Below are 26,695 nucleotides of genomic sequence, written 5' to 3' on the forward strand. Positions count from 1 at the left end.
TCGCCAGCATACACGTCAAAAAGACGTGTTGATAGAAAAGCACGTGAAAGAAGACACGCTAAAACCGTGTCTTTTGTCATCAACGATGATCTTAGTTTTTTATAGAGGGAGTTTTCGAACCTCTCCCGTACATATACAAACGTGTACGGCGTTTCTTCTTGAATTGTCATCGTATACTATACCACATACGTATAAATAATGCTATGTTTGTTGGCTTCTATCACCTTTAGCTGTCTTATTTCTCTTTATATAAGAAAGCGCAATAAATAACAACGGAAAACAGACGCTTAGTACAAATAAATAAAACGGCCAGTAATATTTTTCAAAATAATTGAAGTATGCTGTATTTGGAATAATGTAATACGCCACGCCTGTAATGATTAGACCTAAAGGAAAGCTCAAAAAATTGCGCACCCGTAAATTACATAATTGAGCGATACTTAACTGAATAGCATAGAACACAATGAGAACTTTAAAAAAGATAGATAACATCCAAATAATAGCTACTAATACTTCAACATGCTGTATCGTTGCACCTAACGAAATCATTTTTCCTAATAAATAAACTGGGTAGCTGTGCATTGATGCAATATTCGCGCCAAGAGCTAATATACAAGCCGCAACTGCAATCGTAATCGTCAAGCCCGATGCCACAGTGCCGATAACAATCATTCTTTTTACCTTTTTGCCACCTTTTATATGAGGCGTAATCATTAGCACAAAAATCAATTCCATAAACGGATTTCCTAAGAAATACGTGGTTCCTAACACTAAATCATCCATGCGGAATTCAAACAAAGGGTAAAGACGATCCAGTTTCATCTGAGGAATATTTAACGAAATTAACAATAAAAAAGGGACGACGATCCACGGTAAAAAGATTTCCGCGGTTCTCGCTATCACTTCAATGCCTAAATACCCTCCGTATATAACCGCTAAAATCACAAGAGCATGAATCCACGTAGGCAGCGTTTCAGGGACAATTTGCGTCGTCATAAATGTACTGATATCTCGAAGGGAAAACGTAGATTGAATGAACATAAAAAAAATGTAAATAAGAGACATACACGCTCCGGCGTAAGGACCTAGCGCTTTTTTAGCTATTTCAATGAACGTTTGCTGAGGGTAACGGTGCATCAGCCATAACAGCACCGCAACAATTAAAAGGGCAAAGCCAATAGCAAGCACACTACATACCCAGGCATTTTGTCTATTCGTTTCTAATAACGTAGCCGGAACTGCCAAAATAGCGCTTCCGATACAAAAAAAATAAATGAGAAAAAGAAGTTGTTTCGGAGTAATAAATTCTTTTATTTGCATCATACACCCCTTCTCTCCTACATGCTTACGTAAATAACAGATGATGAACGGTTTTAGTAAGAGGCTTAATGAGTTCCTCTAAAAAGTACAGAGGCGTAGGTACTTCTTTACGGAGTGTAATGGCTCCCCAAAAGAATAAACCCATACCTATAAGACAAAGATAGACAACGATTTCACGGTAATACTTTTCCTTTCGGAAGTTAATCATAATTTTTTTAGTCAAAAAAGCAAGAAGTACCAGTAAGGCGATAAATCCCTCCATTTTCTTTCTCCTTAATGCTTCATTTGCTTCATATATGAGTTATTTAACGTGCCTAAGCGACGGATTTGAACTTTGGCATCTAAATCGACGGTTAAATCTTCTGCGTAAATTCTGTTCCAGTCTCTTTTCATTTTGTACCATCTCTTTACATCTTGTCTGTAAAACGTTTCTCCAAAACCGAAGATATCACTTTTATAATCTTTTTGAGCTTTTTCCACTGCGTCATTCATTTTTTCTTTTACGTCCGCTGCTGTTTTTCGTTCGAGCATATTGATTACAGCTGGATCCTGTAAGTTTACTTGACACTCTACATCTGCCACGTTTGCTTCACCTTTTAAATCCACGTGAATATGAGGCTTATGGTTTTTCATAGAAGCCGTTACCTTCACGTTCGTTCGAAGCATTTCTACTCCGATGATATCGTGCTGTTTTTCTTTTCCTTCGCATGGAATAACAATTAACGTACTTTTTACATTTCCTGTAATATAGTTATATCCTTTACTTTCGTCTTCATTGAACCAGCCGATCAGCTTATCATTTTGAAAGACGCCTAATCCTTTAAAATTGAGCAGGGTGGACAGATTGGTCCGGGAAATGCTCGACATATCTCCTGCCTTTTTCACGTCGCCTTTGACCAATACTCCCGATAACACCGCCTGCTTTCCTTCGCTCGTTAAGTTACTGATCAGTTCATTTAACTTTACGCCTCTAGTAGGTGCCCAAATACGCTGAGAGACGTCTAATGAAGCAAACATATGGTTAGCTGGTATTTTTTCAATTGTTGTTAATACGTTCAGAACGCTCGATGCTTTCGTGTTTTTAGCAACAACAACAAAATAATCGGTACGCACTTCATGATCCCGAGCAAAGAAATCAAGCACTTCAGCAATACCCTCTTCCGCCATGCTTTCGCTAATGACTAGCATTCGTAAATGAGAAAGATAAATTTTCCGCGGGGATTTTGTCGTTATTTTTCTTAACCCTTCCATTACAGACGAAGCCTTAATAGAGAATGTGGTAACAGAAGGCCCGTTTGTAGGGGTTTTGGCCTGAATATCACCAGGGTTAATCAGCTGAACTGTAACAATAATGCCATCTTCTGCTTTATCAATTCCGACAGCAACCGTAATGGCTAGCTCATTCAACTCTCGACTGCTCCAGCAGCCGCTTAACAGCAATGAACAGATACATAACATCAGAAATGTTTTCATAGTAACCGGCCACCTTTGCGCAGTTTAGTTTTTTTGCGTCTTTTGACGTGAGATATTCTTCTCGTTAATAAGCTTTGGCCTTGTTTTCATTTTTTTGATCGAACGTCTAATTAGAACATCCTTTTGATCACGCTTCACAAAGGGAGCCATAGGTGTCATATAAGGGACTCCAAATGACCTTAAGCTGCATAAATGTAAAATCATTAAAATTAGCCCGAGGATAATACCGAACAAGCCAAAAGTAGCTGCTAAAACCATTAAAATAAAGCGCAGCATCCTTACTGCAATGGCCATATCATACACCGGTGAAACAAAGTTACTAATAGCGGTGATGGATACAACGATAACCATTGCAGGCGATACTAATCCAGCTTGTACGGCGGCTTCTCCTAAAACGAGTGCTCCCACGATTGAAATAGCTGAACCTACTGCCCGAGGCAATCGGACTCCCGCTTCTCGCAAAATTTCAAACGTGATTTCCATAATAAACGCTTCAATAATAGCTGGAAAAGGCACACCTTCCCTTTGAGCTGCAATACTAATTAACAAAGCAAAAGGAAGCATCTCTTGATGAAAAGTAGTTAAAGCAATATAAGCAGAAGGTGTTAAAAGGGCTAAGAAAAATGCCATGTAGCGCATTAAGCGAATCAATGTACTAATATCTGCGCGCTGGTAATAATCTTCGGCCGCCTGAAAAAATTGAATAAATAGAGCAGGAACCATCAATACAAAAGGTGTACCGTCTACTAAAATGGCTATCCGCCCCTCTAAAAGACCTGCTGCCACGGAGTCTGGACGCTCCGTGTTATGCATAGTAGGAAAAGGTGTATAATCTTCATCTTGAATCAACTCTTCGATATATCCGCTCTCCAAAATACCGTCTATATCAATTTTAGAAAGACGCTCTTTTACCTCTTGAATGACCTGTTCATCCGCAATGCCGTCTATATAAACGAGCGCAATATCCGTTTTTGTAAACTCTCCTATTTGCTGAGATTCAATCCAAAGTTTTGGAGATTTTATTCGGCGCCGAATCAATGCGGTATTCGTTCGCAGTGTTTCTGTAAAACTGTCTCGAGGTCCTCTTACAACGGTCTGAGATTGTGGTTCAGAAACAGCCCTGTCTCTCCACCCTCTTGTACTTGCCACAATACACGTTTGATACCCTTCTAAAAACAGCACGGTATCTCCTGATAAAACATGAAGAAGAGCATCATCCAATGTTTTGGCTTCCATAATTTCACCGGCCGCCAAACTATAGCTTTTAATCAACTCGTACATATTAACGACACCGTCATCATGAGTTAAATGCTCATCGTGATAATGCATAATGGAGTCCAGCGCATAGTGTTCAACTTCATCTTTATTTACCAATCCGTCGATGTAAGCAACACCTAAAGTGAATTTTTCTTCAATTGAAATTCGAAACTCTCTTGTCACTAAGTCCGTGCTCTGTCCTAATGCTTTTTTCATGTGGAATATATTATCTCCCACTCTCTCCGACAATTTCTGCTCTTCCTCAGTGGAAGAAGCACTAGTTGCCTTAGAGTCCTTCGATTCACCAGCTTTTTCTTTCCGCTGTTTGGATTTATTCGTTAACTCCGACAGTTTTTTAATACGCATTGTTCATCCTCCACTACATTGAACGAAAAGAAACGGAATTTCTTCTTTTTAGTCTCTATAGTTTTTGTATGAAAAGGAAATTTATACTTGAAGCCATTTTAATAATCTTTATTTTTGACATCATTTGTGCATTTCTATAGGATAGTAATGGATAATTCTTCGTTATTATGAAGAATGTTTATACGGAACATTGAAAGGAGTCTATACATGGCACAATCACTTAAAGGCAAAGTAGCTCTTATTACAGGAGCAGGAAAAGGCATTGGTCGTTCAACTGCAATTGAATTAGCAAAAGAAGGCGTAAATATCGGTTTAATTGCTCGTACAGAGGCAGATTTAAAGGCTGTTGCTTCTGAACTGGAAGCATTTGATGTACAAGTTGCTTATGCAACAGCAGACGTTTCTTCTATGGAAGAAGTAAACGCAGCAGTTGAGCATCTACATACAAAATTAGGGGCAACGGATATCTTAATCAACAATGCGGGAATCGGTAAATTCGGAGGCTTTTTAGAGCTAGACCCAGCTGAGTGGAAACAAATCATTGATGTGAATTTAATGGGCGTTTACTACGTAACGCGCGCCGTTCTACCTCAATTAATCGAAAAAAATGGTGGAGACATCATCAATATTTCATCCACTGCTGGTCAAAAAGGCGCTCCCGTTACAAGTGCTTACAGCGCTTCAAAATTTGGCGTGCTTGGCTTAACTGAATCTTTAGCGCTAGAAGTGCGCAAACACAATATTCGTGTAACAGCTCTAACACCAAGTACAGTAGCAACGGAATTAGCATATAAAGAAAACTTAACGGATGGCAATCCTGATAAAGTGATGCAGCCTGAAGACCTAGCAGAAATTATGGTAGCACAATTAAAGCTGCATCCGCGTATTTTTATCAAATCTGCGGGCATGTGGTCTACAAATCCATAAACAAATATAGAAAAAGGAGAGCTTCAGCTCTCCTTTTTTGTGTCTTCTTTTATATGATGGTTAGCTTATTTACGTTTAGGCGTGATTTCTTCTGATAGTTCTTCAAAAGACTTTACTTTTCCATGCGATGGGTTTTGTGATTGCTTTCGTACGTTCCACTGACGCTCTTTTTGACTTTTAGACTGAGTCATTTTGCTTCATCCCCTTTTTATATGCTTACATGTAGTAGGATAAAACAAGCTGCTTATTTCCATTCATCAAAACTGCTTCCAATTTCTTTACTGCTTAGCTAAATGTATTTTAAACCATTTATCAATTTCCGCGTTGTATTGATCATAATAAGCAGTTAGCGGATGGTCTCCATTTTTGTACAGTACATATTTGTATTCTTTTCCCTGCTCATCTAGCTGTTTCACAAGTTTTTCAGCCTGAGTGTGGTGAACTTTACGATCATGATCGCCCTGTAAAATCAAAAGAGGTGAATTTACTTTATCGCTCCAGTAGACAACAGAACGACTTTTATACCTCTCTGGATACTGCGCCGGATCTCCTACAATTGTCCGCAGCACTTGTTTCATTTCAGGCCCTCTTTGGTCGTAGAATTGAAACATGTCTGTAATACCTGATTGTACGACAACAGCATCAAATTTAACGCCGTTTTTCATCGTTAAATACGTCATCATACCGCCGCGTGAATATCCTAGCGCTACCTTTTGCTGGTGATTTACATAAGGAAGCTGTTCTCCCCATTTAATAAGATTTAATACGTCGTCAATATCTTTACCGCCGTACGTCTCTGTTCCTTCACTTCCGCCATTTCCCCTGTATTGAGTCGCAACAACGACGTAGCCTTTACTTGCCCAGTATGACAAATACTGAAGTGTTTTTGCGCGAATCATGCCATGTTCGCGATTTCCTCCGCGATTATATACTAAAAGCGGATAATGTTTGTCTGCAATGTCTTTAGGCTGTACTAAAAACCCTTTTATCTTTAAATTATCACTAGGATACGTAATGCTATATACATCTACTTTATTTGAATAAGGCGATAATAAATTCAATTTTTCTTTATTTACATCATCACTTTCAGCTCGGTTAAAAACCGCTGTCACACCGAGCACAGCTACAGTGATTAATGCAATGATGCCCCATTTTTTCAACAGAAACCCTCTCCTCAATAAATATCTTTTCTCTTTTATAATGAGTGTTTTCATTTGCCTTTACCCTTCTTAAATGTTTGCTAAAAAGGGCATTCATCCCATCGCCAATACAGCTTATCTATCATACCGCAAAACCCAAATTTCTTCATTAATAAAGAAATAAGAATTCATACAAATACATGAACAGGAAAGACGTATAGTAAATTGTATTATTAAATTATAGATTTGAAAAGTGGAATGATACTTTTTTTGTCGTTTTTTACCTGTCCTTTTTTAAAAAGAAAAAAGCCCAGTTAAGACTGAGCTTTTTTCTTGGCAATACCAATGCCTGTATATGCTAAAATAATTGAAAAAATCGGACATAAAATGCTAAAGAATGTAAATGGAATATAGTCAGCCGCTGGAATATTTAATGCAGTTGAAATAAAAGCTCCGCTGACACCCCACGGAATAATAGCATTAATAACCGTTCCACCGTCTTCAAGCGTTCGTGATAAGTTTTTCGGATCTAAGTTCCACTTTTCATACAGCGGCTTAAACGTTTGCCCAGGCAGAAGAATTGATAAATACTGTTCTCCTGTAATAACGTTCACTCCAATTGAAGATAGAAGCGTAGCAAAAATAACGTCTCCGCTGCGGCGGATTTGTTTTGCTAATCCTTTTAATAAAGCATCAATAATTCCAACCGCTCTCATCAAGCCACCTAGCGACAAGGCAATCATGATAAGAGAAATAGAAAACATCATGGACTGTAATCCGCCTTTGTTTACAATCGCATCGACTACTTTATTTCCTGACTCGATTGCCGGCCCGCTTTGAAGAACCCCTAGCAATTGACTCAGCGTAAATTCATGCTGTGTAATCATTCCTGTAATAATGGCCGTTACAATCCCTAAAACTAACGTTGGCAATACATCGACTCTTCTCATCGAAAAAATAAGAACTAAGAGTGGAGAAAGCAACGTTAACACGTGTAAATTAAACGTATGTTTTAATGCTTCTTGAATTCCTTGAATTTCTCCGTAATTGACGCTTTCATGATTTCCGTTCATTCCGATTACCAATGCAATGATTGCTGTAATAACAATACTTGGAACCGTCGTCCACGTAATATGCTGAATATGTTTAGGGAGCGGCACTTCAACGATACCAGAAGCAAAATTTGTTGTATCAGACAATGGAGACATCTTATCTCCAAACACAGCTCCTGAAACAATCATCCCTGCTGCTAGCCCTGGATGTACACCAATAGCAGTTCCCACGCCAAATAAAGCGACTCCTACCGTACTGACGGTTGTTAATGAACTTCCCGTGAATGTTGAAACTAACACGGTGATAACCAAAGCACTAATTAAAAAGTACTGCGGTGAAATCCAGTGGAAGCCGTAGGATAAAATCGTCGGTATCGTTCCTCCTACCATCCAAATCGCAATGAGCATCCCGATCAGCATTAGAATAAGGATAGGCTTAATGCCAAGTCTAACACCGTCTAAAATGCCTTTCTCCATTTCTGTCCACTTATATTTCAACAAAAAGCCAATCACACTAATAAATGCTACACCAAATATTAGCGGAATATGAGGCGGCAGCTTTAACATAAATAATGAAACAAAAATAATAGCTAATAGCACCAAAATCACCGCTATTGATTGTATAAATAAAATTTCTTTTTTCATGAGGTATTCCCTTTCTATCTTTCTTTTTCACTTAAACGCTTTTATGCTTTTACGCAGTTAAGTGCAAACCTTCTTGAGTATAATTTTTATCCTTCTTGCTGTCAATAACTTATTTTATCCAAGGGCAGGCTCTGCACTCATTTTTCCACTTTTCTTCTTATTAATATTTATTCTCTATCTAAGCAAATCATTGTACAAAATGCTTCTAATGTTTTTATATATATAAAACGGGTACAAACAAAACACACGTTTTTTTAATCTACTACCTTTTGTACATAAGCGAGGAACTTCCCTCAAAAAATTTTTAAGCAAAAGACTTGAAAGTCAAAAAAGGTCAAAGTATAATGAGATTACGAAAGGTCAAGAAAGGTCAAAGTATAATGAGATTACGAAAGGTCAAGAAAGGTCAAACACCTGCTGATCTTCGATTAAAATCATTTAGGGAGGCTAATTAAATGATTTGTCAAAACTGTAATAAACGTGAAGCATCTATTCAATTAAATGTACAAACAAATAATCAAAAATCTCAATATCGTTTATGTCATACATGTTATCAAGCACTAATGAAAGAACATAAAATCCCATCAGGCTTTGGAGGTGGCGGCTTTATGAACATCGATGATTTATTCAAGCAAATGGCGCACGAACAAGCTGCACAGGAGCAGCCACAGCAAGGAAACGGAGGCGGAGGCTTTTTAGATCAATTTGGTCGAAACTTAACTCAAATTGCGAAAACGGGATTAATTGACCCTGTTATTGGCCGCGAAGAAGAAGTAGAGCGCGTCATTGAAATTTTAAATAGAAGAAACAAAAACAACCCGGTACTAATTGGAGAACCCGGTGTTGGTAAAACAGCTGTAGTCGAAGGGTTAGCTTTAAAAATTGCGGAAGGAAAAGTTCCTGCAAAGCTGCTAAATAAAGATGTATATCTGTTAGATGTAGCATCACTCGTAGCTAATACGGGCGTGCGAGGTCAATTTGAAGAGCGTATGAAACAGTTAATTTCTGAGCTTCAACAGCGAAAAAACGTGATTTTATTTATCGATGAAATCCACCTTCTTGTAGGAGCAGGTTCAGCGGAAGGTTCAATGGACGCAAGCAATATTTTAAAACCTGCTCTTGCACGAGGTGAACTTCAAGTAGTCGGAGCTACAACTTTAAAAGAGTACCGTTCCATTGAAAAAGATGCGGCTCTTGAACGACGTTTCCAGCCGGTTATGGTTCATGAACCGTCTGTAGAAGAAGCCGTTGAAATTCTAAAAGGAATTCAAAGTAAATATGAAGATTATCACGGCGTTAGCTATACAGATGAAGCGATCCGCGCTTGTGTAAATTTATCACACCGCTACATTCAAGATCGTTTCTTGCCTGATAAAGCAATTGACTTGCTAGATGAAGCAGGTTCAAAAATGAACTTACAGGCAGGCATTACAAATAAAGACGACGCAGCCGCTCGCTTAAAAGAAATTACAAAAGAAAAAGAGCAGGCGCTAAAGGATGAAAAATATGAAGTAGCGGCAAAACTGCGCGATGAAGAAGCTGCTCTTGAAAAACAACTAAACGAAGAACAGCAAAAAATGAATGTGGATATTGCTGACATTCAAGCCATTATTGAAAAGAAAACGGGTATCCCTGTTGGTAAACTTCAAGAAAATGAATCAGCAAAAATGAAGCATTTAGCAGAGCACTTAGCTCAAAAAGTAATCGGACAGCAGGAAGCTGTAGAAAAAGTAGCAAAAGCGATTCGACGTTCTCGCGCTGGATTAAAAGCGAAGCATCGCCCAATTGGTTCATTCTTATTTGTTGGTCCAACAGGTGTTGGTAAAACAGAGTTAACCAAAACATTAGCTGAAGAACTGTTCGGCTCAAAAGATGCTATGGTTCGTCTAGATATGAGTGAATATATGGAAAAACACGCGGTGTCTAAATTAATCGGTTCACCTCCTGGCTACGTAGGTCACGAAGAGGCAGGACAATTAACAGAGAAAGTACGCCGTAACCCTTATTCCATCATCTTACTAGATGAAATTGAAAAAGCTCATCCAGACGTTCAGCATATGTTTTTGCAAATTTTAGAAGATGGACGTCTAACGGATAGTCAAGGTCGCACAGTGAGCTTCAAAGACACGGTTATCATTATGACAAGTAACGCTGGTGTAGGTGAAAAGAAAATTACGGTTGGGTTTGACGCAGAAAATGATGCGCTTAAGCAGGCATCCGTTTTAGATTCACTTTCATCTTATTTCAAACCAGAGTTTTTAAATCGATTTGACACAATCATTGAATTTAATCACCTTGAAAAAGATAACTTGATTAAAATCGTTGACCTTATGCTTGCTGAATTAAAAGAAACATTACAAGAACAAAACATCACGCTGAGCGTAGCAGATGAGGTAAAAGAAAAACTGGCTGAACTTGGCTATCACCCTGCATTCGGTGCTAGACCACTCCGCCGAGCAATTCAAGAACAGCTTGAAGATCGAATTACAGATTTACTGTTAGATGATGCGGACGTATCAACAGTGAACGTAACGTTAAATGAAGCGAGCGAAATCACCGTACAAAACTAATAGAAAAAGCGACTCTACTTGAGTCGCTTTTTTTATAGAAATACTTTCGTTTATTTACTTTCATCTGTTTTTTCATCTGTTTTTTCGTCCGCACTATCCGTTGATTCTTCTTGATCATCAGCTGCTTCATCCCCAGATGAGTCATCTGCTTCGTCTTGCTTCATTGTTTCCTGTGAATCATCTGTCGTTGTATCCTCCGATTGAGTATCATCCGACTGTTCGGTTTGCTGTTCTGTTGCATCTTTTTCATCCGTTTGTGAGTTGCATGCTGTGATTAACATAATTGCTAGAAGTGATCCAAATAACTTGACTAATAAACTTTTGTTCATTTTACCGTCTCCTTTCGAATCATCTGAGCCTCTATGTAGTCACCATTCATATGGCTCTACTGGCAGTATAGCCTATCCAATTGGAAAAAAGTTCACTTTTACAAGGTTATCACAAAAGCTTTACATCTCCTTCATTTCGTTCATATTCCCCTCATATTTCCTTAATAGTTTATGACCAGCCACATTCTAGATCTATCTTCCTTGGTCTAAGTGCTCAATTCGGCTATTCACATAGTTGTAACTATGCTAATATGAGTGATATATCACTGTATCGTGCGACTAGCTGACTATGAAGTTATTCTCCTATAAAATTATTTACCATTTAAGAAAGGGATTTTTTATGGAATCACACAACCTCATAAAAAAACGTAATTTTATTCTTTTACTTATTTTCTGGCTGCTATATCTTGTCCACATTGTGTTATATCACTTTATTGCAGCTGATCCTAATATGATTGTTTTTATAAGCGGAGGAATTTTATTATTGGTAGTGACGGCTATGTACTACTTTCGTTTTCATCCTGCTATCATTATGTATTCTTTTTTTATATGCTATTATGCCTATATTGCGTACATAACATCTATTGAACCTGCTGTTATTAATTATTTGTTTTTGTTTCTTGGAATAATTGTTAGCTTTATTTACTATAGCTATATCGCTATTGTAACTTCTACATTAATGTCCATAATAATTGTTTTGTACTTTTATGTAAGCAACACTCTTTTTACATCTGTGACTTTCGTGAAATTAGATATCGTTTATTTCATTTTGTTTACGCTGATCACAATGATTATTTTGTTGTATTGTGCTCATTTCTCTAAAAAATTAATTGCTATTACGACGGTCAAAATGAACAAAACCGAAGATGAACTTTACTCAGCTCAAGAGTATTTACAATCTTTTTTCACATACAATCGCGACGCCATTTCCGTGTTCAGTCTAGACGGCAAAGTGATTAAAGTAAACGATGCTTTTGAGCAAATATACGGATGGAAAGCGGAAGAGATTGTCGGAAAAGCCATCCCATTTATTCCTGCTGGCTTAAAAGGCGACGCTGAAAACCGATTAGAAAGGGTTAAAAAAGGAGAAAAGCTGGTAGCCTTTGAAACCCAAGATAAGCGAAAAGACGGAAAAATAATTGACGTAGAAATTACTGTTTCACCTATTTTTAATCGTGATCAGCAAGTCGTTGCGCTTTTTGGTATTTCACGCGATCTTACAGAAGAAAAGGAAACAGAAAAATTTCTTCGCCAAACCGATAAATTATCTTTAGCCGGCAAAATGGCAGCGGGCATCGCTCATGAAATTCGAAATCCGCTTACTTCCCTGAATGGATTTATTCAGCTTATTCATGAAGACAGCAGCCGCTATCATTCTTATACAACCATCATGCTGAGTGAACTGAATCGTATTAACTCAATCGTTGGAGAATTTTTATTGCTCGCTAAACCTCATGATACGGTTATGAAAAAACATGCATTCTCTACTATTTTAAATGACGTTATTCTTCTGTATGAATCAGAATGTGTATTAAAAAACGTCGTAGTTAAAACGCAGGTGGAAGCTCCGCATACATACATCTGCTGTGATGCCAATCAAATTAAGCAAGTACTCATTAATTTATTAAAAAATGCGCTCGAAGCTATGCCTAGCGGAGGAGAAATCCATTTAAACGTTACTCAGCATACTAAAGGCCTTACTATTTTCATTAAAGATACAGGAGTGGGTATTCCCTCAAATTTGCTTACGCACATTCAAAAGCCTTTTTTTACCACGAAGCCCTCAGGTACCGGTCTTGGACTTGTTGTGATTAAAAACATTTTGTATCAGCATAAAGGAACATTTGAGATTAAAAGCACTGTTGGCAAAGGAACCAGCGTTACCCTTACGATTCCTTTATGGGAACAAGGAATGAACCATTAAAAAAAGAGGCTGGAACAAAAGTATGTTAGTTGAAGGAAGATCCGAACGAGTTTGTTTTTTGAATAAGAATCAAACTCATTCGGATTTTTTATTATGAGGGTGAGCGTAGGTTTAATCTAGGTGCTTCTAGCTGTTGATTGGAGGGCAAGGCGAAGACTCCTGCGGGAAAAGCGGAATAGGTGAGACCCCGCAGGAGCATAAGCGCCGAGGAGGCTCACCGGCCGCCCGCGGAAAGCGAAGCCTTGCACGGAAATCAACGGCGGTGTAACAAGCGATTCATATTAGATTGTTTATTCGATTTGTTCGTCTTTAGATTCGATTGATTTTGTTATGTCTCAATCTCTTTTTTTATAGCTTTTTATCATCAATACTATTTAAATAGTTTTCAATTTCATCTACTACAGACTGCACGCAGCCCTCTTCGAATGGAGAGATCAAATTCGCTTCCTCTACTAATTCTAAAAATGGCTTACTTCCGCCAAGCTTACACAAATGAACGTAATCTTGCCATGCTTGTTCATGATTTTCTCGATCTTTTTTCCAAAATTGAAATGCACAAATTTGAGCGAGCGTGTAATCAATATAATAAAACGGAGACGTGTAAATATGAAGCTGACGCTGCCAGAAGCCCCCGCTTTCTAGATAGTGATGGCCGTCATAGTTTTTAGAAGGCATATATTTCTTTTCAATTTCTCGCCACGTTTGTTTTCGTTCCGAAGGCGTCATCTCAGGGCGTTCGTATACAGCATGCTGAAATTCATCAACTGCTACCCCGTAAGGCAAGAAAGTTAAGCCTGAGCTTAAATGAGAAAACTGGTATTTATCTTTGTCCTCTTTAAAGAACAACTCCATCCAAGGCCATGTAAAATACTCCATGCTCATCGAATGAATTTCAGCTCCTTCATGCGTAGGCCAGTGATACTCATTGGTTTCCATATCTCGGCTGGAATACACTTGAAAAGCATGCCCTGCTTCATGCGTTAACACATCAATATCGCCTGATGTTCCATTAAAGTTTGAAAAAATAAACGGCGCTTTGTATTCTTCAATAAACGTACAGTAGCCTCCGCCTGCTTTGCCCTTTTTAGCGACTAAATCCATTAAATTATTTTCAAGCATGAAGGAAAAAAATTCGTCCGTTTCTTTAGAAAGCTCCTTATACATAACCCGTCCATTTTCAATAATCCACTTTTCATCACCTTTTGGCACTGCGTTTCCTGTTTCAAACTGAAACGGTTCATCATAATAAGTTAAGCTCTCTACTTGAATTCTTTCCTGCTGACGCTTTTTTAGTTTTTCAGTAAGGGGAACAATATACTCTTTCACTTGTTGGCGAAAATCGGCAACCATTTCAGCATCGTACCCTATTCTAGACATACGAGCATAGCCCACTTCTACGAAATTTTTATAGCCTAATTTTTCAGCAAGCTTGGTCCGCACTTTTACAAGCTTGTCGTAAATATCATCAAATTCCTCTTCATGATCAGTAAAGAATTGAAACTTCGCTTCTGCTGCTTTTTTTCTCATCTCTCGATCAGGTGACTCCATAAACGGATCGAGCTGAGCTAACGTTCTTTCTTCTCCTTCAAATTCAATTTTAGCTGACGCCACTAGCTTCGTATATTGAGATGATAGCTTATTTTCTTCCTGCAGCTCTTTTACTATTTCAGGAGAGAACGTTTTTAACTGCATTTCAGCAAGAGAAAACAGCTGCTTTCCCCACTTTTCTTCTAGTTCCGGTTTAAAAGGTGAAGAGATTAAGGCTTTGTAAAATTTCTCTACGTACCCTTCTAAAAGCGGCTGTGTTTCATCAAAATAGTCTTGTTCTTCTTTATAAAATTCATTGGCTGTGTCGATAGAATGACGAATATAGCAGATGTTCCCCATTGTACTGTACTGAGAATACGCATCGTTTGCTAGACGAATTGCCTCATTTTGCTGACTGACTGACCCTGCTTCCGTAAAATGTGTAATGGCCTTTTCAAACTGCTTTTCAATTTCATTCATATCAGGTCGCGTATATGTATAATTCTCAAATTTCATCATTTATTCCCCTTCCTCTATTGTCTGTATGTAACCTAATTCGTTTTTATCCAGCTGTATTCCTGTTAATTTCAATTTTTTGTCACTTTTTATTTTTTATGTCGATTGGTCATGAAAGAAGTCATAGAAAAAACTCGTTTGTTCAACAGAAACAAACGAGCTTTCCTTACTTAATTAGTCGATTCCGGCAAAAATTCATCTGCATAGTGCCCTAGTTTCTTAAGCATCGAAATGGCAACTTCCTTTTCTTCGCTAGATAAAACGGATAAAATATCATGAATTCTTTTTTCGTGACTCGGAAACATGCTTTCAATCATTTCCTTGCCTTGCTTGGTGATAGCTGCATAGGTTACGCGACGATCGTTCGGACAAGCAACGCGCTCCAAGAAGCCTTTTTTCTCAAGCTTGTCTACTACATACGTAATACTGCCGCTTGCCAACAAAATTTTTCCGCCAATTTGCTGAAGAGGCTGCTGGCCTTTGTGGTACAATAACTCTAGGACAGCAAATTCGGTTGGATTCATTCCATGCTGTTGAATAAATTTATGCACATGATCATTAATTGAACGATTGGCACGAGATAGTACAATAAATAATTTAAGAGATTGGTCTAACTCTTCTCTAGTTACATCATTCGTCATTTTAATCAGTTCCTTTAATATTATCTTGATATCAAGATAATACTAAAATTTCCCTTCAAAGTCAATCAAAGCAGGCTTATTTCATCGGTTATTCTCTCTGCTTGTACAATTTTTTTGATAAAAAATGTATATAAGTGGATTTATACATATGCTTTTAATACAATAAACATATGAACATTACATAAAAAGGTGAATGATTATGAAACCAACCCATTTATTATTTAATTCCGCGATTGGTTCGCAAAAGCCTGAAACAATCGTTAACCGGCAAAACCCCTGTCCCTTTTGCGACGTAGAATCTCTTACAGGCATCATTGAAAAACAAGGACCTATCATTTGGCTAAAAAATAAGTTTCCCGTTCTGCAAGATGCTTATCAGACGGTTATTATTGAGACCGATGAATGTTCTTCAGAACTATCTATTTATCCAAAAGAGCATCTGTATACCTTGCTGAGTTTTGCTACTGAACGATGGATATCGATGATGAACAGCGGAGAATATGCTTCTGTTCTTTTCTTTAAAAACCACGGCCCCATGTCCGGAGGATCATTACGACATCCTCATATGCAAATTATTGGTTTAAATGAGATGGATGTAAATGAAAATGTGAAGCTAGAGCAGTTTGAAGGAGTCACAATTGCCAAAAATGAACACGTCACATTTAATTTATCTGTAAAACCTCGAATGGGCTTTTTTGAATTTAACGTGATAACAGATCATCTTGACAAAGAGCTGCACACGTTTGCAGATTATCTTCAAACGGCTGCTCACTATTTATTAAATCATTTTCATCGTAGCTGCACGAGCTACAACTTGTTTTTTTATAATCTTAAAAACGGCAAAATTGCAGCGAAAATCATTCCTCGCTTTGCCACATCTCCTTTGTATGTAGGATATGGCATTCCTCAAGTTTCCAATAAGCTTGAGCACATTGCTAACCAAGTTCAGGAGCTGTACTTCACCTAAAAAGTTGAACCTTCACTGGTTCAACTTTTTTGTAAAATTATTGCATAAAGCTGTTCATTTTTAAAATAGTCATGCTCATAGAAAACAAAAAAACATACACTAAAAGAACGATGTGAATTGAGGATAAAAAGAAGAATACGTAAAAGGAGACGGTTTATGACTGAGGTACTAATTGGAAGCATTCTTTCTGCGCTATCGACTGGAGTAGGCGCTTTGCCTATTCTATTTTTGAATCAAGAACTCACTCATCGCTGGAAAGATATACTTCTTGCGCTCACTGCAGGCATTATGACAGCAGCTTCTACTATGAGCTTAATTCCAGAATCTCTTCAAAGCGGCGGTTTTTTTTCCTTAGCGATTGGCTTACTGCTTGGCGTGGTAACATTAACACTCTTGGAGCAGAATATTCCTCACATTGATCTTGAGCATTCTAAAACCGGCATACAGTTTGATGAAAAAGCACTTTTAATTGTTTCCGCTATTACGTTGCACAACCTTCCTGAAGGACTGTCTGTTGGTGTGAGCTACGCTTCAAATGTTGAAAATACAGGGAACTTAATTGCCCTTGCAATCGGTCTTCAAAATGCACCTGAAGGACTGTTGGTCGCGCTATTTTTAGCTCAGCAAAATATCAGTAAAATAAAAGCATTTTTAATTGCTACCCTTACAGGATCAGTTGAAATTGTAACGTCTTTACTCGGGTTTTATTTAACTAATTTTGTGGAGTCTCTCGTTTCATATGGATTAGCGTTTGCTGCCGGAGCCATGCTTTTTATTATTTATAAAGAGTTAATTCCGGAAAGTCACGGCGATGGAAACGAAAGATTTGCTACTTATTCGTTTATTTTTGGTATTTTGTTTATGATTTTTTTAATAAACATTTTTTAAAGCTGAAGAGAGGCCACGGGCAGCGTAATTGTTTCACTGCCCGATCCCGAATGCTTGTCCTGCATTACAGCTTTGAAAAAGATAAAAAGCGGCTAATCAGTGTGGCAAACGATGTCTTTTCTTCCTCTTCTTTTAAACGCTGCTTTTGATAAACGAGTAAGAGCTGATCAAGCTCTTGACTACAGGTAACGGTTTCTTCATTAGTCAGACCTTTTTCTTCTCCGAGCTGCACCATCTTTTGTCTTTTTTGGACGATTTCCACTAATAATCTCTCTGATTTCGTTCTATTTCTCACTCCAAACACAAAATCCTCTCCTATGACAAAGAAATTAGCTTATAACGCATTATTACAAATTCTACTAAATATGTAAATAGAGTCGCAATAATAGACATTTTTTTCGCAAAAAAATTATTTTGTCGGAATTTATAAACGCTTACATTACTATAGGAATACCGTTTATCTTTTTTTTACAAGTTGTTTTTCGACAAAAGATGCTGCTTGTCGAATAAAAAAGAGGTTGAGACATAACGAAATAAATCCAAACGAAAGACGAACAAATGAGATACATGAGCTGGACTGCTTATGACACCGCAATTGATTTCTGTGCAAGGCTTCGCTTTCCGCGGGCGGCCGCTGAGCCTCCTCGTCGCTTTCGCTCCTGCGGGGTCTCACCTGTTCCGCTTTTCCCACAGGAGTCTTCTCCTTGCCCTCCAATCAATTGCTAGAAGGGACGAAACAAATAAAACGATGTGCACCATCACAAAAAAAGAACCACTCATCAAACAGGTTGATGAATGGTTCTTTTTTTACTTGGGCTCAACTACTTTTGTCCCAGCCTCTTTTTTATTCAGCTTTTTGAGCAGCGATCTGTACAGCATCCCATACCGTAGCAAAAGGAGGGGCATACGAAAGATCTAGCATGGTTATTTCATCTGTTGTGAGGCGGCAAGTAATAGCTGTCGCAAATACATCGATTCGTTTTGCAACTCCTTCTTTCCCAATCATTTGAACCCCCAAAATCTCTTTTGTTTCAGGATGATAAACAAGTTTTATCACAATCTTTTCAGCTCCTGGATAGTAAGAAGCATGACTCGGAGCCCCGGCTGTGATGGTTTTGTATAGAAGAGAATTTTCTCTTGCTTCTCTTTCTGAAATGCCGGTTTTTCCGATTTCATAGTCCATCACTTTGACAATGCTTGTACCTAGAACACCCGGAAATTTTCTATTTTCTCCCCCTAATCGGTAACCAAGAACCCTTCCCTGCTTATTGGCAATGGTTCCAAGAGCAATATGAACATCTTTTTTTAATACGCGGTGATAGCTCGTTGCACAATCTCCCGCTGCGTAGATATGAGGCACGTTGGTTTCCAACTTCTCGTTTACTAAAATAGCTCCATTTTCAAGCATTCTTAGTCCGTTTCTTTCTAAGAATTGCGTATTCGGACGAACTCCTACATTTACAATCACTAAATCCGTTTGGTACGTTTGACGGTTTGTTTGAACGTGAGTGACGGAACCATCTGAATGCAGCAATGCTTCCACTTCTTCTTCGAAATGAAATAAAATATCGTCATCTAGCTGCTTTTGCAGATGCTCTGCCATGTCTTGATCTAAAATAGATAGAATCTGCTTTCCCTGTTCAATGACCCGTACTTCTTTTCCCAAAGCCTTCATTGCTTCAGCTACTTCCATTCCGACATATCCTCCACCAATAATAGTGACTTTTTCTACGGAGTGAGCCTGTAGATATGTATAGATTCTTTCGCTGTCTCCTAATGACTTTAATGTGCATACATTCGGCATGTTATCACTCATAAAATTAGGTTTAACAGCCGTTGTTCCAGTTGCAATGATGAGTTCATCATATGTTATCTCTTTTTCAGCGTGCGTTTTGACATTTTGTGCTACTATGTATTTCTTTGTATGGTTTACTTCTTTAACTTCGTGAAAAAGATGGACGGAGATATTTCGCTCTTCAAACTCTTGTTTCGTCCGAGCAATCAAATCGTCTTTTTCTTTTACAACACCTGACAGATAGTAAGGCATGCCACATGCGCTGTAAGAGATATCTCCACCTTTTTCAAACACAAGGATTTCCACTTCTTCTTTTTCTTTCATCCGGCGAAGCTGTGAAGCTGCGCTCATTCCGGCGGCTACTCCTCCTATAATGACGACACGTTTCATCTATACTCCCTCTTTCTACATAAATAATAGATTATACTATTGTTTTTCCTTATTCTTCCCGATTTCAAACGAAAAAAAACGGCTGTTTACACAGCCGTAGATGTTTGTTTCGAGCGGTAATACGTTAGAGCCAAGGCTCCTGCTAATACAGCTCCTTTAATAATATCTTGCATATAATACGGAACATTTAGCATCGTTAATCCATTTAACAGCACACCAATTAAAATAGAGCCAATCAGCGTCCCGAATACATTCGGTTTCCCTGCTCCAAATACGGAAAAGCCAATGTATGTCGCAGCTACGGCATCCATTAAAAATGGTGAGCCTGCGTTCACTTCTCCTACTCCAATACGGGCAGCTAAAACGACTCCTCCAATTCCAGCAAGCAAACCTGAAAACATATAGGCATACATACGATAACGATTAACCGGTACACCCGAAAGTCTTGCTGCTTCTATGTTACCTCCTGTTACGTAGAAAAAACGACCAAACTTTGTATAGGAAAAAACGATATGAACAAGCAGCACAGTCAGCAGCATAATGATCACTGGGACGGGAATACCTAGAAAGTGACCTTGCCCCAGCGCAAGGAAAGAAGGAATGAAAATTCCTGGAGCTCTTTCTCCGCTTGGTAAAGGCATATTGGTATAAATAGCTGAGCCTTTTGTATACGTTAATAAAATCCCCTGTACGATAAACATCATGGAAAGCGTGGCTAAAATATCAGGAATCTTTACTTTCACTACTAAAAAAGCATTCACTAACCCGATGAGAAGCGATGCAATAATCGGAACAATGATCGCGACTGCAATTTCTTGTCTATGTAAAACGAGCATAGAAGCTGATAAAATAGTGGCTAAACCAGCCGTAGATCCTACAGATAAGTCGAGTCCGTTGACGGTTAACGATATCGTTACACCAAGCGCAATTAAGGTAACAATGGAAATAGAGCGCAGAATATCACTAATGTTTTCTCCTGTTAAAAAGTTAGGTGTGGCAATGGAAAAAATAATCATAATAACAAAAATCATTAAGACTGTCCCATATTTGTAAAAAAAGTCGAAAACGCTTATTTTTCTCTTTGGTTTCGCTACAGGTTCTGTTACATACTCCGCACTCATCCTTTTACTCCTCCTGCTGTATAATAAAATAATTTTTCACTAGTTGCTTCTTCTTTGGATAATTCTTTCACGATTTTCCCGTTGTACATAACATAAATTCGATCCGCTACCCCTAGCAGCTCCTCGAATTCACAGGTTGCATAAACAACGCCTTTTTGCTGTGACACAAGCCCTGTAATTAAGTCGAATATCTCTCGCTTAGAGCCCACATCAACCCCTTTAGTTGGCTCATCGAACAACAGTACGTCAGAATCCGTAACAAGCCATTTTCCGATTGCTACTTTCTGCTGATTTCCACCGCTTAACGTTCCAACTGACTGCTCGATAGAATGAGACTTTACGCCAACTTGCCCAGTCGTTTTCTGCGCTTTTTCTTTGATCTTTCCTCGCTTTAGAAACGAATAATTTGTAAAGCGGGACAGACTTGGCAAAACTAAGTTATCGGCAATCGATTCATGAACAAAAATTCCTTCTTTTCTTCGTTCTTCAGGAACAAGAGAAAGACCTTGTGCAATATAATAATACGGCTGCTTATTCAACTTTAGTTTCTTGCCTTTTAACCGAACGCTGCCGCTGACATATTGCTCTAAACCAAATAGACTTCGGCAAAGCTCCGTTTTCCCTGCTCCTACAAGCCCTGCAATACCGACTACCTCTCCTTCTTTTACATGAAAAGAGATATTCGAAAGGCGCCCTGGAAGGGATAATGCTTCTACATGTAAAAGTTCGTTTCCAACTTCTACTGATTTTTTGACCCACTGTTTTACAGAAGACGTTCCTAACATGAGCGTAATCACGTCTTCAATTGATGTATGTGAAGTTTCTTTTGTAGCTACATAGCGTCCGTCCTTTAAAACCGTTAAGCGGTCGCAAATATCAACCACTTCTTGAAGGCGATGTGAAATATAAATAATGCCTACTCCGCTTTTCTTCAGCTCTCTCATCACAGAAAACAATTGTTTCGTCTCTTCCACACTAAGAGGTGCGGTTGGTTCATCCAAAATTAAATAATCAACATTCTGTACAATTGCACGTGCAATAAGCACCTGCTGTTTTTCTGATAGAGTTAGATCAACAACATTTTTTTTAACGGATAAAGAAGAACCAAGTAAAGAAAGAGCTTCTTCCGCTTTCTTATAAATAGATTTCCAGTTTACAAATGTCTTACTTTTCTTAGAAACCTGCACGTCTAACACAATGTTTTCAGCTACTGATAGCGAAGGAATCAGCGCTACATCGACTTCTTGGTGTACAATGCCGATGCCGTGGCTCTTCGCTTCTTTAGGAGAAGAAATAGAGATTTCTCCTCCGTCTTTGTAGATCTTTCCTTCGTACTCGTCGTAAGCTCCGCACAATATTTTCATCAACGTACTTTTACCGGCACCATTGGCTCCCAATAAAGCATGAATTTCCCCTTTTTGAACAGTAAAATCAACTTTGTTCAGCGCTTGAAAAGAACCAAAGTTTTTTGTAATGTTCTTCATTGAAAGCTCGTTCGTCATGTCTGTCCCTCCACTTCTACTCTTTTTTACCCCATTCTTCTACGTACTGACTAAGCTGGTCCATATTAATCGTTTGATTAGGCAAGTCAGTTTGTTTGACTAAAACCGGATCAAAGGAATAATAACGAGGGATCTCTTGACCGGAAATCTTTTTAAGAAGCAGATCAACCTGCTTTTCTCCTACTGAAGCTGGGTTTACAGCAGCTGACGCTTTCCACGGGCTATTTTTTGCCTGCATCATTTGCAGGTCTTCATCAGATAAGTCCACTCCGTATACCTTAATCTCATCTCGTCCTGCTTCTTTAATCGCTCTTGTGACTCCTTTTGCAAATTCGTCCCAAGGTGCCCAAACGGCTGCAATGTCTCCTTTATTTGGATACTGCTTTAATACAGCCGCCATTTTATTTTGAGTGTCTAGAGAGGTGTTGTCTGTTGCGCTTCCAAACGTGGCAATTTGTTTTACATCTGGATAGCGATTCATCATAATTTTATAAATGCTGTCGCGTTTTTCCATCGGTGCAAAGCCTCCAACAAACGCATATACAATATTTCCTTTTCCGTTAATGTCCTGCATCATTTGCTTTAACCCCTGGAGCGCAAGCATATAATCATCTTGGTCAATCGTTGTAACGCCTTCTACTTTTAATTCTACGTCTGTTGCAATAACGGGAATCCCTTTTGCAATCGCGCGCTTCACGCCAGGTTCAAGGGTTTCAGCCCGGCCGTGGTCAATCATAATACCGTCAACATTTTGGTTAATAGCCGTGTCTAAATACGCAGCCATTTTAGATTGATCATTATTAGAATCAGAAACGGATAGCTGTACTCCGGCTTTTTTAGCCGCTTTTGTCACACCTGTTATGTACTGAGCAGCGTGAGTGCCTGATGTAAATTCAGAAATAAGCGCAATTTTTGTATCTTTCGTAATCTGTTTTCCTTCTTGCTGTACAGGCTTAGCAGAAGCCGCTTGCTGCGCTGGAGCTGCCTGTGCTTTCTCGTTTAGACTTGGCTGTTCTTTCGTGCAGGCAGCCAGCGCAAAAACTAGAAGTACGAGCAAAGTAAGTGGCCACAGCATTTTTTTACTCTTTTTCATGGTGTTCCTCCTATTATACTTATTATTCATATAAAAATAGTTAGTTTTATAATAATCCAAAGAATACCCCGCTTTTAGATGTAAAAGCGGGGTGATCATGACCTATGCTTTACAAGTAGTTGTTATGCGTAAATAGGTACCCATCCTTCAGTTGTCACAAAAATTCGCACAGCGACTACTTTACGATCTTCCATTAGTGTAAAGTAATGAAGAATGTTTTCTGGTACTGAAATTAAATCGCCTGGCTCTAATTCAACATCAAAAAATTCGCCGTCTTTTCCTTGAATAACAAAGATTCCATGACCGCTTACGATAAAGCGAACTTCGTCATCTGTATGAATATGCTTGCGCTGAAAGTTTTTTAACAATTCATCAATGTTTGGTGTAGATTCCGATAACGAGATAACATCTTGAGCTTTATAGCCGCGGCGTTCAGAAATATCTTTAATATCCTCATCAAAAGCGTTTAAAATTTCTTTTTTTTCTTCATCAGTTAAATCATATTTTTCACGAAGATTTTCTGGAAGTTTTGTAATATCCCAGTTTTCATAAATAACTTCATTGTTTGCCAGAAAAGCTGATACTTCCTCTTGAGTTTCAATTCTTTTATTATTTACATGTAAGCGAATTTGCGCCATTTTTATTTCCTCCTTTTATAAATGCACCTTTGGCTTAATGCCTTTAAGTGATAGTAATTTCACATGGTAGCTAAATAGAAATTCATAGGCTTCTAGCGCTTTTTTTGTTTCAAACGCATTTTTTCCCCATACCGTAATCCCGTGGTTACGAATTAAAATCGCGCCTTGATCGCCTTTTATATGGTGAGAAAATTCTTCTGCTAGTGTCGGAATATCCGCGTAATTCGGAATAATCGGAACAGTAATTTCCGCATCTTCCTCCCAAATACCCAGTGCCTTAATAATTTCTTGGCCTTTGAATGAAATAAACCCTTCATCTCCGTACAGTTCAGAGATCACGTTGTTGTCGATTGTATGTACATGAAGGCTGCACCCAGCATTCGTTGACTCGTAAATCTTAACGTGCAAAAGCGTTTCAGCAGAAGGCTTTAAATGCGTTTCTTCTGCAGGCTTCCCGTATTGATCAACTAACAAAAAGTCTTCATTTGTGCGTTTTCTTTTATCTTTTCCACTTGCTGATACAAAGAAAGTTGTCGGATTTTGATCCACTTTAATCGCTAAGTTTCCGCTTGTACCGAAGAACCAATCGCGCTCTGCCAACTCATCTTTTATATCTGCAAGCTCGTGTAATCTTTGCTGAGCCATAATACTCATGCTTTCACCTCTTCTGTTAATTCTTGTAAATGGCGAATCACATCATAAAAAGTAGAAAAAGGACGATACGGTAGAGATAGCTCTTCGCATTTTTTAATTAAAAAGTCACGCGCAATGACAGTGTCAGCTAATTTGGCAGCCTGCAAATCTGTAATTGAATCGCCAATAACAACCGTATGATCTCTTTCATCTGCAAGATGGCGAATAATCGTTGGCTTACAGCAGCCGCAGTCATTTGTACACTGTTTATCACATGTATGAGGCCACGTAATGGAAATATGCTCACCGGAAAAATCAGATCCGTTGCAGTAGAGCATTTCCTCTGCAACTCGATTTCCCAAAAGCGGTTTTACAAAAAAGTCAATTCCTCCGCTTACAATATAAAGCGGAATATGATGCTCTTTTGTATAGGCAATAAAATCATCAAATCCATCTCGAATAGCAGACGTCTCTAAAATATAAGAAATAATATCTTCCTTTAATTCCACGGGAAGCAAGGCAAACATTTGCCCTACTCCTTCTTGAATGGAGACGCGCTGTGCTAGCACGTCGTCTTTAATACTTTCCCACTCCGGAGGAGCAAATTGTTTCATAATAGCAATAATGTTATCGCTATTTGTGATTGTTCCATCAAAGTCACAAAAGATTTTTAACGATGTCATGCTTTCACCTCTACTGTTCCCCATAGTTGCAAAGCTTTTTGCAACTCTTTTGATTCTTCCGCTTTTTCGGCTAGTGTTTGATGAGAGAGTACTCCATCTATCGCCGCACGGAATGCTTTTCCTCCTCCGATAGCGCCGTCTGGATGACCGTGAACTCCGCCTCCTGCATTAATAATGCTGTCGATTCCAAAGTCCTTCACAAGCTGCGGTACCATTCCAGGATGAATTCCTGCTGAAGGAACCGGGAAAGTCTGCTTATATTTGTACACAGGACGCGTTAATTCGTAGGCAATGCCTGTCGTATCTTCAAGAGAAAGCGCTACGCTTCCGTATGGTGATGGAAACAGTGAGAAATCCGCTCCGGCTAAGCGCAATAGTTTTCCAAGCAGTAATGAATTTGAAAAACCGTAAAACTCTGATGGCGTAAGCGCTCCGCTAACAGCTGGGTGTGCCATAATCGGCAAGTTAATTTCATCATCTTCTCGAAGTGCCTGCAGTACGTCTAACCCGTAAGCAAATACGTTGAATAAAAGAGCATCGGCTCCTAGCTCAGCTGCTTTTCTCGCTTTTTCTTTTAATTCAAACGTTCGTCCCGTTAAATTAACAGCATACAGCGTGCGGTGTCCCGTTTTTTCGTATACTTCATTCAGTACTTTTTTTCCTTCTGTAACGCGAGCTTCAAAAGGTGTTCGTTCACTATCAAACAAAATCTCGTCGTCTTTAACCAAATCCACTCCGCCAAGCGCTTGCTCACGAAGCTGAGTTGTTAAGTACGTCATATCTCTTCCAATTACGCCTTTAAAAATACTCATCACAAGCGGACGGTCATAAACGCCTAGTTTCTCTCGGATACCTTCTATTCCAAAGCGCGGTCCTGGGAATTCAGCTAATAATTCATCAGGAAAATCCAAGTCTAATAATTTCACTTTTCCATCAAGTGATAGTTTTCCGAAAACCGTAACTAAAATAGCCGGTAAATCTCTTGAAAAGTTGGCAGTAGGATAAGCAATTTTGACAATAGCCTGCTTAACCTCTCCGCCTAAATATCCGTTAACACGTTCGCAGTCTTGAAGCTCAGTTACGGATATGACGCGCCCTTTATGCTTTTGAAGCTGCTGTTGATCTAAAAGCGGCAGATCTGTCCATGAGCCGACGGTTAGTCCTAAAGCGATTCCTTCCGCTTTTTTATGAAAATTTCCTTTATTGTCATGTAGTAAGTAGCTTGCAACGATTTCACTCATTATGCTAAAAACTCCCTTGCTGTTTAATATCGTTAATAAAAAAAACCTCTTCTGTAAT

The 26,695-nt window shown here is 38.7% G+C and carries 26 protein-coding genes and 1 riboswitch; of the genes, 6 read left to right on the forward strand and 20 right to left on the reverse strand.

Features of this window, described 5'->3' with window-relative positions; all coding sequences use genetic code 11:
• Window positions 1-85 precede the first annotated feature (85 nt).
• Window positions 86-129: riboswitch (PreQ1 riboswitch) on the reverse strand.
• Window positions 130-201: 72 nt separating this feature from the next.
• The 4 genes from SCI76_RS07740 to SCI76_RS07755 are packed head-to-tail and all read right to left on the reverse strand — an operon-like array spanning window position 202 to window position 4,416.
• On the reverse strand, window positions 202-1,323 hold the full coding sequence (locus tag SCI76_RS07740) for an endospore germination permease (RefSeq protein ID WP_168760463.1): 1,122 nt from the start codon (window positions 1,321-1,323) through the stop codon (window positions 202-204).
• 22 nt (window positions 1,324-1,345) lie between these two features.
• Window positions 1,346-1,582 carry a hypothetical protein gene (locus SCI76_RS07745; protein WP_048020033.1) on the reverse strand — a complete coding sequence of 79 codons (237 nt, stop codon included), beginning with the start codon at window positions 1,580-1,582 and terminating at the stop codon, window positions 1,346-1,348.
• 11 nt (window positions 1,583-1,593) lie between these two features.
• The gene (locus SCI76_RS07750) at window positions 1,594-2,793 is read right to left on the reverse strand and encodes a Ger(x)C family spore germination protein (RefSeq protein ID WP_168760462.1); all 1,200 of its coding nucleotides are present in this window, start codon (window positions 2,791-2,793) and stop codon (window positions 1,594-1,596) included.
• A 24-nt stretch (window positions 2,794-2,817) separates the two neighbouring features.
• Window positions 2,818-4,416, reverse strand: a complete 1,599-nt coding sequence (locus SCI76_RS07755; protein WP_028414152.1) for a spore germination protein — start codon at window positions 4,414-4,416, stop codon at window positions 2,818-2,820.
• Window positions 4,417-4,623: 207 nt separating this feature from the next.
• Here SCI76_RS07755 and SCI76_RS07760 point away from each other — a divergent pair, with 207 nt between their 5' ends.
• Complete coding sequence (locus SCI76_RS07760) at window positions 4,624-5,343, forward strand: 3-ketoacyl-ACP reductase (protein WP_028414153.1); 720 nt, start codon at window positions 4,624-4,626, stop codon at window positions 5,341-5,343.
• 65 nt (window positions 5,344-5,408) lie between these two features.
• Here the strand turns inward: SCI76_RS07760 and SCI76_RS07765 are convergent, their stop codons facing one another.
• The 3 genes from SCI76_RS07765 to nhaC form a co-directional block, all read right to left on the reverse strand.
• Window positions 5,409-5,534, reverse strand: a complete 126-nt coding sequence (locus tag SCI76_RS07765) for a DUF6254 family protein (protein WP_013082238.1) — start codon at window positions 5,532-5,534, stop codon at window positions 5,409-5,411.
• Window positions 5,535-5,621: 87 nt separating this feature from the next.
• Window positions 5,622-6,503 (reverse strand): S9 family peptidase, encoded by an 882-nt coding sequence (locus SCI76_RS07770; RefSeq protein WP_014461062.1) that lies wholly within the window; start codon window positions 6,501-6,503, stop codon window positions 5,622-5,624.
• Between the two features lie 293 nt (window positions 6,504-6,796).
• The gene (gene nhaC / locus SCI76_RS07775; protein WP_168760461.1) at window positions 6,797-8,179 is read right to left on the reverse strand and encodes a Na+/H+ antiporter NhaC; all 1,383 of its coding nucleotides are present in this window, start codon (window positions 8,177-8,179) and stop codon (window positions 6,797-6,799) included.
• 455 nt (window positions 8,180-8,634) lie between these two features.
• On the opposite strand from nhaC, the gene SCI76_RS07780 reads away from it, so the two are divergent.
• Window positions 8,635-10,749: an ATP-dependent Clp protease ATP-binding subunit gene (locus tag SCI76_RS07780; protein ID WP_063247572.1), complete on the forward strand. Its 2,115-nt coding sequence runs from the start codon at window positions 8,635-8,637 to the stop codon at window positions 10,747-10,749.
• Window positions 10,750-10,799: 50 nt separating this feature from the next.
• Here the strand turns inward: SCI76_RS07780 and SCI76_RS07785 are convergent, their stop codons facing one another.
• Complete coding sequence (locus SCI76_RS07785; protein ID WP_033578378.1) at window positions 10,800-11,078, reverse strand: hypothetical protein; 279 nt, start codon at window positions 11,076-11,078, stop codon at window positions 10,800-10,802.
• Window positions 11,079-11,418: 340 nt separating this feature from the next.
• On the opposite strand from SCI76_RS07785, the gene SCI76_RS07790 reads away from it, so the two are divergent.
• Both SCI76_RS07790 and SCI76_RS07795 read left to right on the forward strand, forming a co-directional pair.
• Complete coding sequence (locus tag SCI76_RS07790) at window positions 11,419-13,002, forward strand: PAS domain S-box protein (protein ID WP_168760460.1); 1,584 nt, start codon at window positions 11,419-11,421, stop codon at window positions 13,000-13,002.
• A gap of 133 nt (window positions 13,003-13,135) precedes the next feature.
• On the forward strand, window positions 13,136-13,270 hold the full coding sequence (locus tag SCI76_RS07795) for a hypothetical protein (RefSeq protein ID WP_014461068.1): 135 nt from the start codon (window positions 13,136-13,138) through the stop codon (window positions 13,268-13,270).
• An 80-nt stretch (window positions 13,271-13,350) separates the two neighbouring features.
• Here SCI76_RS07795 and SCI76_RS07800 read toward each other — a convergent pair whose 3' ends face one another.
• Together SCI76_RS07800 and SCI76_RS07805 are read right to left on the reverse strand one after the other, a co-directional pair.
• Window positions 13,351-15,045, reverse strand: coding sequence for a M3 family oligoendopeptidase (locus SCI76_RS07800; RefSeq protein WP_168761365.1), 1,695 nt, complete (start codon window positions 15,043-15,045; stop codon window positions 13,351-13,353).
• Window positions 15,046-15,215: 170 nt separating this feature from the next.
• Complete coding sequence (locus tag SCI76_RS07805; protein WP_013082231.1) at window positions 15,216-15,686, reverse strand: MarR family winged helix-turn-helix transcriptional regulator; 471 nt, start codon at window positions 15,684-15,686, stop codon at window positions 15,216-15,218.
• Window positions 15,687-15,885: 199 nt separating this feature from the next.
• Between SCI76_RS07805 and SCI76_RS07810 the strand changes: the two genes are divergently transcribed.
• Window positions 15,886-16,653 carry a DUF4931 domain-containing protein gene (locus SCI76_RS07810; protein WP_168760459.1) on the forward strand — a complete coding sequence of 256 codons (768 nt, stop codon included), beginning with the start codon at window positions 15,886-15,888 and terminating at the stop codon, window positions 16,651-16,653.
• Between the two features lie 156 nt (window positions 16,654-16,809).
• Entirely contained in the window at window positions 16,810-17,541 is a 732-nt protein-coding gene (locus SCI76_RS07815; protein ID WP_028414161.1) for a ZIP family metal transporter, read from the forward strand.
• A gap of 64 nt (window positions 17,542-17,605) precedes the next feature.
• On the opposite strand, the gene SCI76_RS07820 is transcribed toward SCI76_RS07815, so the two are convergent.
• From SCI76_RS07820 to mtnW, 10 genes are all read right to left on the reverse strand, one after another.
• Window positions 17,606-17,845 carry an aspartyl-phosphate phosphatase Spo0E family protein gene (locus SCI76_RS07820; RefSeq protein ID WP_013082228.1) on the reverse strand — a complete coding sequence of 80 codons (240 nt, stop codon included), beginning with the start codon at window positions 17,843-17,845 and terminating at the stop codon, window positions 17,606-17,608.
• A 277-nt stretch (window positions 17,846-18,122) separates the two neighbouring features.
• Window positions 18,123-18,260, reverse strand: coding sequence for a hypothetical protein (locus tag SCI76_RS07825; protein WP_275211407.1), 138 nt, complete (start codon window positions 18,258-18,260; stop codon window positions 18,123-18,125).
• Window positions 18,261-18,385: 125 nt separating this feature from the next.
• On the reverse strand, window positions 18,386-19,726 hold the full coding sequence (locus tag SCI76_RS07830) for a CoA-disulfide reductase (RefSeq protein WP_407545114.1): 1,341 nt from the start codon (window positions 19,724-19,726) through the stop codon (window positions 18,386-18,388).
• An 86-nt stretch (window positions 19,727-19,812) separates the two neighbouring features.
• Window positions 19,813-20,847 carry an ABC transporter permease gene (locus SCI76_RS07835; protein WP_028414163.1) on the reverse strand — a complete coding sequence of 345 codons (1,035 nt, stop codon included), beginning with the start codon at window positions 20,845-20,847 and terminating at the stop codon, window positions 19,813-19,815.
• Window positions 20,844-22,349: a sugar ABC transporter ATP-binding protein gene (locus tag SCI76_RS07840; RefSeq protein ID WP_028414164.1), complete on the reverse strand. Its 1,506-nt coding sequence runs from the start codon at window positions 22,347-22,349 to the stop codon at window positions 20,844-20,846. Before SCI76_RS07840 ends, SCI76_RS07835 begins: the two co-directional genes overlap by 4 nt.
• Before the next feature lie 16 nt (window positions 22,350-22,365).
• Window positions 22,366-23,442: a sugar ABC transporter substrate-binding protein gene (locus SCI76_RS07845; protein ID WP_063247578.1), complete on the reverse strand. Its 1,077-nt coding sequence runs from the start codon at window positions 23,440-23,442 to the stop codon at window positions 22,366-22,368.
• A 122-nt stretch (window positions 23,443-23,564) separates the two neighbouring features.
• Window positions 23,565-24,080 (reverse strand): acireductone dioxygenase, encoded by a 516-nt coding sequence (locus tag SCI76_RS07850; protein WP_048020348.1) that lies wholly within the window; start codon window positions 24,078-24,080, stop codon window positions 23,565-23,567.
• A 15-nt stretch (window positions 24,081-24,095) separates the two neighbouring features.
• On the reverse strand, window positions 24,096-24,734 hold the full coding sequence (locus tag SCI76_RS07855; RefSeq protein ID WP_028414166.1) for a methylthioribulose 1-phosphate dehydratase: 639 nt from the start codon (window positions 24,732-24,734) through the stop codon (window positions 24,096-24,098).
• Window positions 24,731-25,396: a 2-hydroxy-3-keto-5-methylthiopentenyl-1-phosphate phosphatase gene (locus SCI76_RS07860; protein WP_195695049.1), complete on the reverse strand. Its 666-nt coding sequence runs from the start codon at window positions 25,394-25,396 to the stop codon at window positions 24,731-24,733. The genes SCI76_RS07855 and SCI76_RS07860 overlap by 4 nt, the downstream gene beginning before the upstream one ends.
• Entirely contained in the window at window positions 25,393-26,637 is a 1,245-nt protein-coding gene (gene mtnW / locus SCI76_RS07865) for a 2,3-diketo-5-methylthiopentyl-1-phosphate enolase (RefSeq protein WP_243495627.1), read from the reverse strand. The genes SCI76_RS07860 and mtnW overlap by 4 nt, the downstream gene beginning before the upstream one ends.
• Window positions 26,638-26,695: the final 58 nt, after the last annotated feature.

This window comes from Priestia sp. HNGD-A6 (assembly GCF_045784335.1).
GTDB lineage: Bacteria > Bacillota > Bacilli > Bacillales > Bacillaceae_H > Priestia > Priestia zanthoxyli.

Bases quoted from the DNA above. Each gene is read 5' to 3' on its own strand.
- SCI76_RS07740 (WP_168760463.1), bottom strand. From the start codon at position 1,323: ATGATGCAAATAAAAGAATTTATTACTCCGAAACAACTTCTTTTTCTC.
- SCI76_RS07745 (WP_048020033.1), bottom strand. From the start codon at position 1,582: ATGGAGGGATTTATCGCCTTACTGGTACTTCTTGCTTTTTTGACTAAA.
- SCI76_RS07750 (WP_168760462.1), bottom strand. From the start codon at position 2,793: ATGAAAACATTTCTGATGTTATGTATCTGTTCATTGCTGTTAAGCGGC.
- SCI76_RS07755 (WP_028414152.1), bottom strand. From the start codon at position 4,416: ATGCGTATTAAAAAACTGTCGGAGTTAACGAATAAATCCAAACAGCGG.
- SCI76_RS07760 (WP_028414153.1), top strand. From the start codon at position 4,624: ATGGCACAATCACTTAAAGGCAAAGTAGCTCTTATTACAGGAGCAGGA.
- SCI76_RS07765 (WP_013082238.1), bottom strand. From the start codon at position 5,534: ATGACTCAGTCTAAAAGTCAAAAAGAGCGTCAGTGGAACGTACGAAAG.
- nhaC (WP_168760461.1), bottom strand. From the start codon at position 8,179: ATGAAAAAAGAAATTTTATTTATACAATCAATAGCGGTGATTTTGGTG.
- SCI76_RS07780 (WP_063247572.1), top strand. From the start codon at position 8,635: ATGATTTGTCAAAACTGTAATAAACGTGAAGCATCTATTCAATTAAAT.
- SCI76_RS07785 (WP_033578378.1), bottom strand. From the start codon at position 11,078: ATGAACAAAAGTTTATTAGTCAAGTTATTTGGATCACTTCTAGCAATT.
- SCI76_RS07790 (WP_168760460.1), top strand. From the start codon at position 11,419: ATGGAATCACACAACCTCATAAAAAAACGTAATTTTATTCTTTTACTT.
- SCI76_RS07800 (WP_168761365.1), bottom strand. From the start codon at position 15,045: ATGAAATTTGAGAATTATACATATACGCGACCTGATATGAATGAAATT.
- SCI76_RS07805 (WP_013082231.1), bottom strand. From the start codon at position 15,686: ATGACGAATGATGTAACTAGAGAAGAGTTAGACCAATCTCTTAAATTA.
- SCI76_RS07810 (WP_168760459.1), top strand. From the start codon at position 15,886: ATGAAACCAACCCATTTATTATTTAATTCCGCGATTGGTTCGCAAAAG.
- SCI76_RS07815 (WP_028414161.1), top strand. From the start codon at position 16,810: ATGACTGAGGTACTAATTGGAAGCATTCTTTCTGCGCTATCGACTGGA.
- SCI76_RS07830 (WP_407545114.1), bottom strand. From the start codon at position 19,726: ATGAAACGTGTCGTCATTATAGGAGGAGTAGCCGCCGGAATGAGCGCA.
- SCI76_RS07835 (WP_028414163.1), bottom strand. From the start codon at position 20,847: ATGAGTGCGGAGTATGTAACAGAACCTGTAGCGAAACCAAAGAGAAAA.
- SCI76_RS07840 (WP_028414164.1), bottom strand. From the start codon at position 22,349: ATGACGAACGAGCTTTCAATGAAGAACATTACAAAAAACTTTGGTTCT.
- SCI76_RS07845 (WP_063247578.1), bottom strand. From the start codon at position 23,442: ATGAAAAAGAGTAAAAAAATGCTGTGGCCACTTACTTTGCTCGTACTT.
- SCI76_RS07850 (WP_048020348.1), bottom strand. From the start codon at position 24,080: ATGGCGCAAATTCGCTTACATGTAAATAATAAAAGAATTGAAACTCAA.
- SCI76_RS07855 (WP_028414166.1), bottom strand. From the start codon at position 24,734: ATGAGTATTATGGCTCAGCAAAGATTACACGAGCTTGCAGATATAAAA.
- SCI76_RS07860 (WP_195695049.1), bottom strand. From the start codon at position 25,396: ATGACATCGTTAAAAATCTTTTGTGACTTTGATGGAACAATCACAAAT.
- mtnW (WP_243495627.1), bottom strand. From the start codon at position 26,637: ATGAGTGAAATCGTTGCAAGCTACTTACTACATGACAATAAAGGAAAT.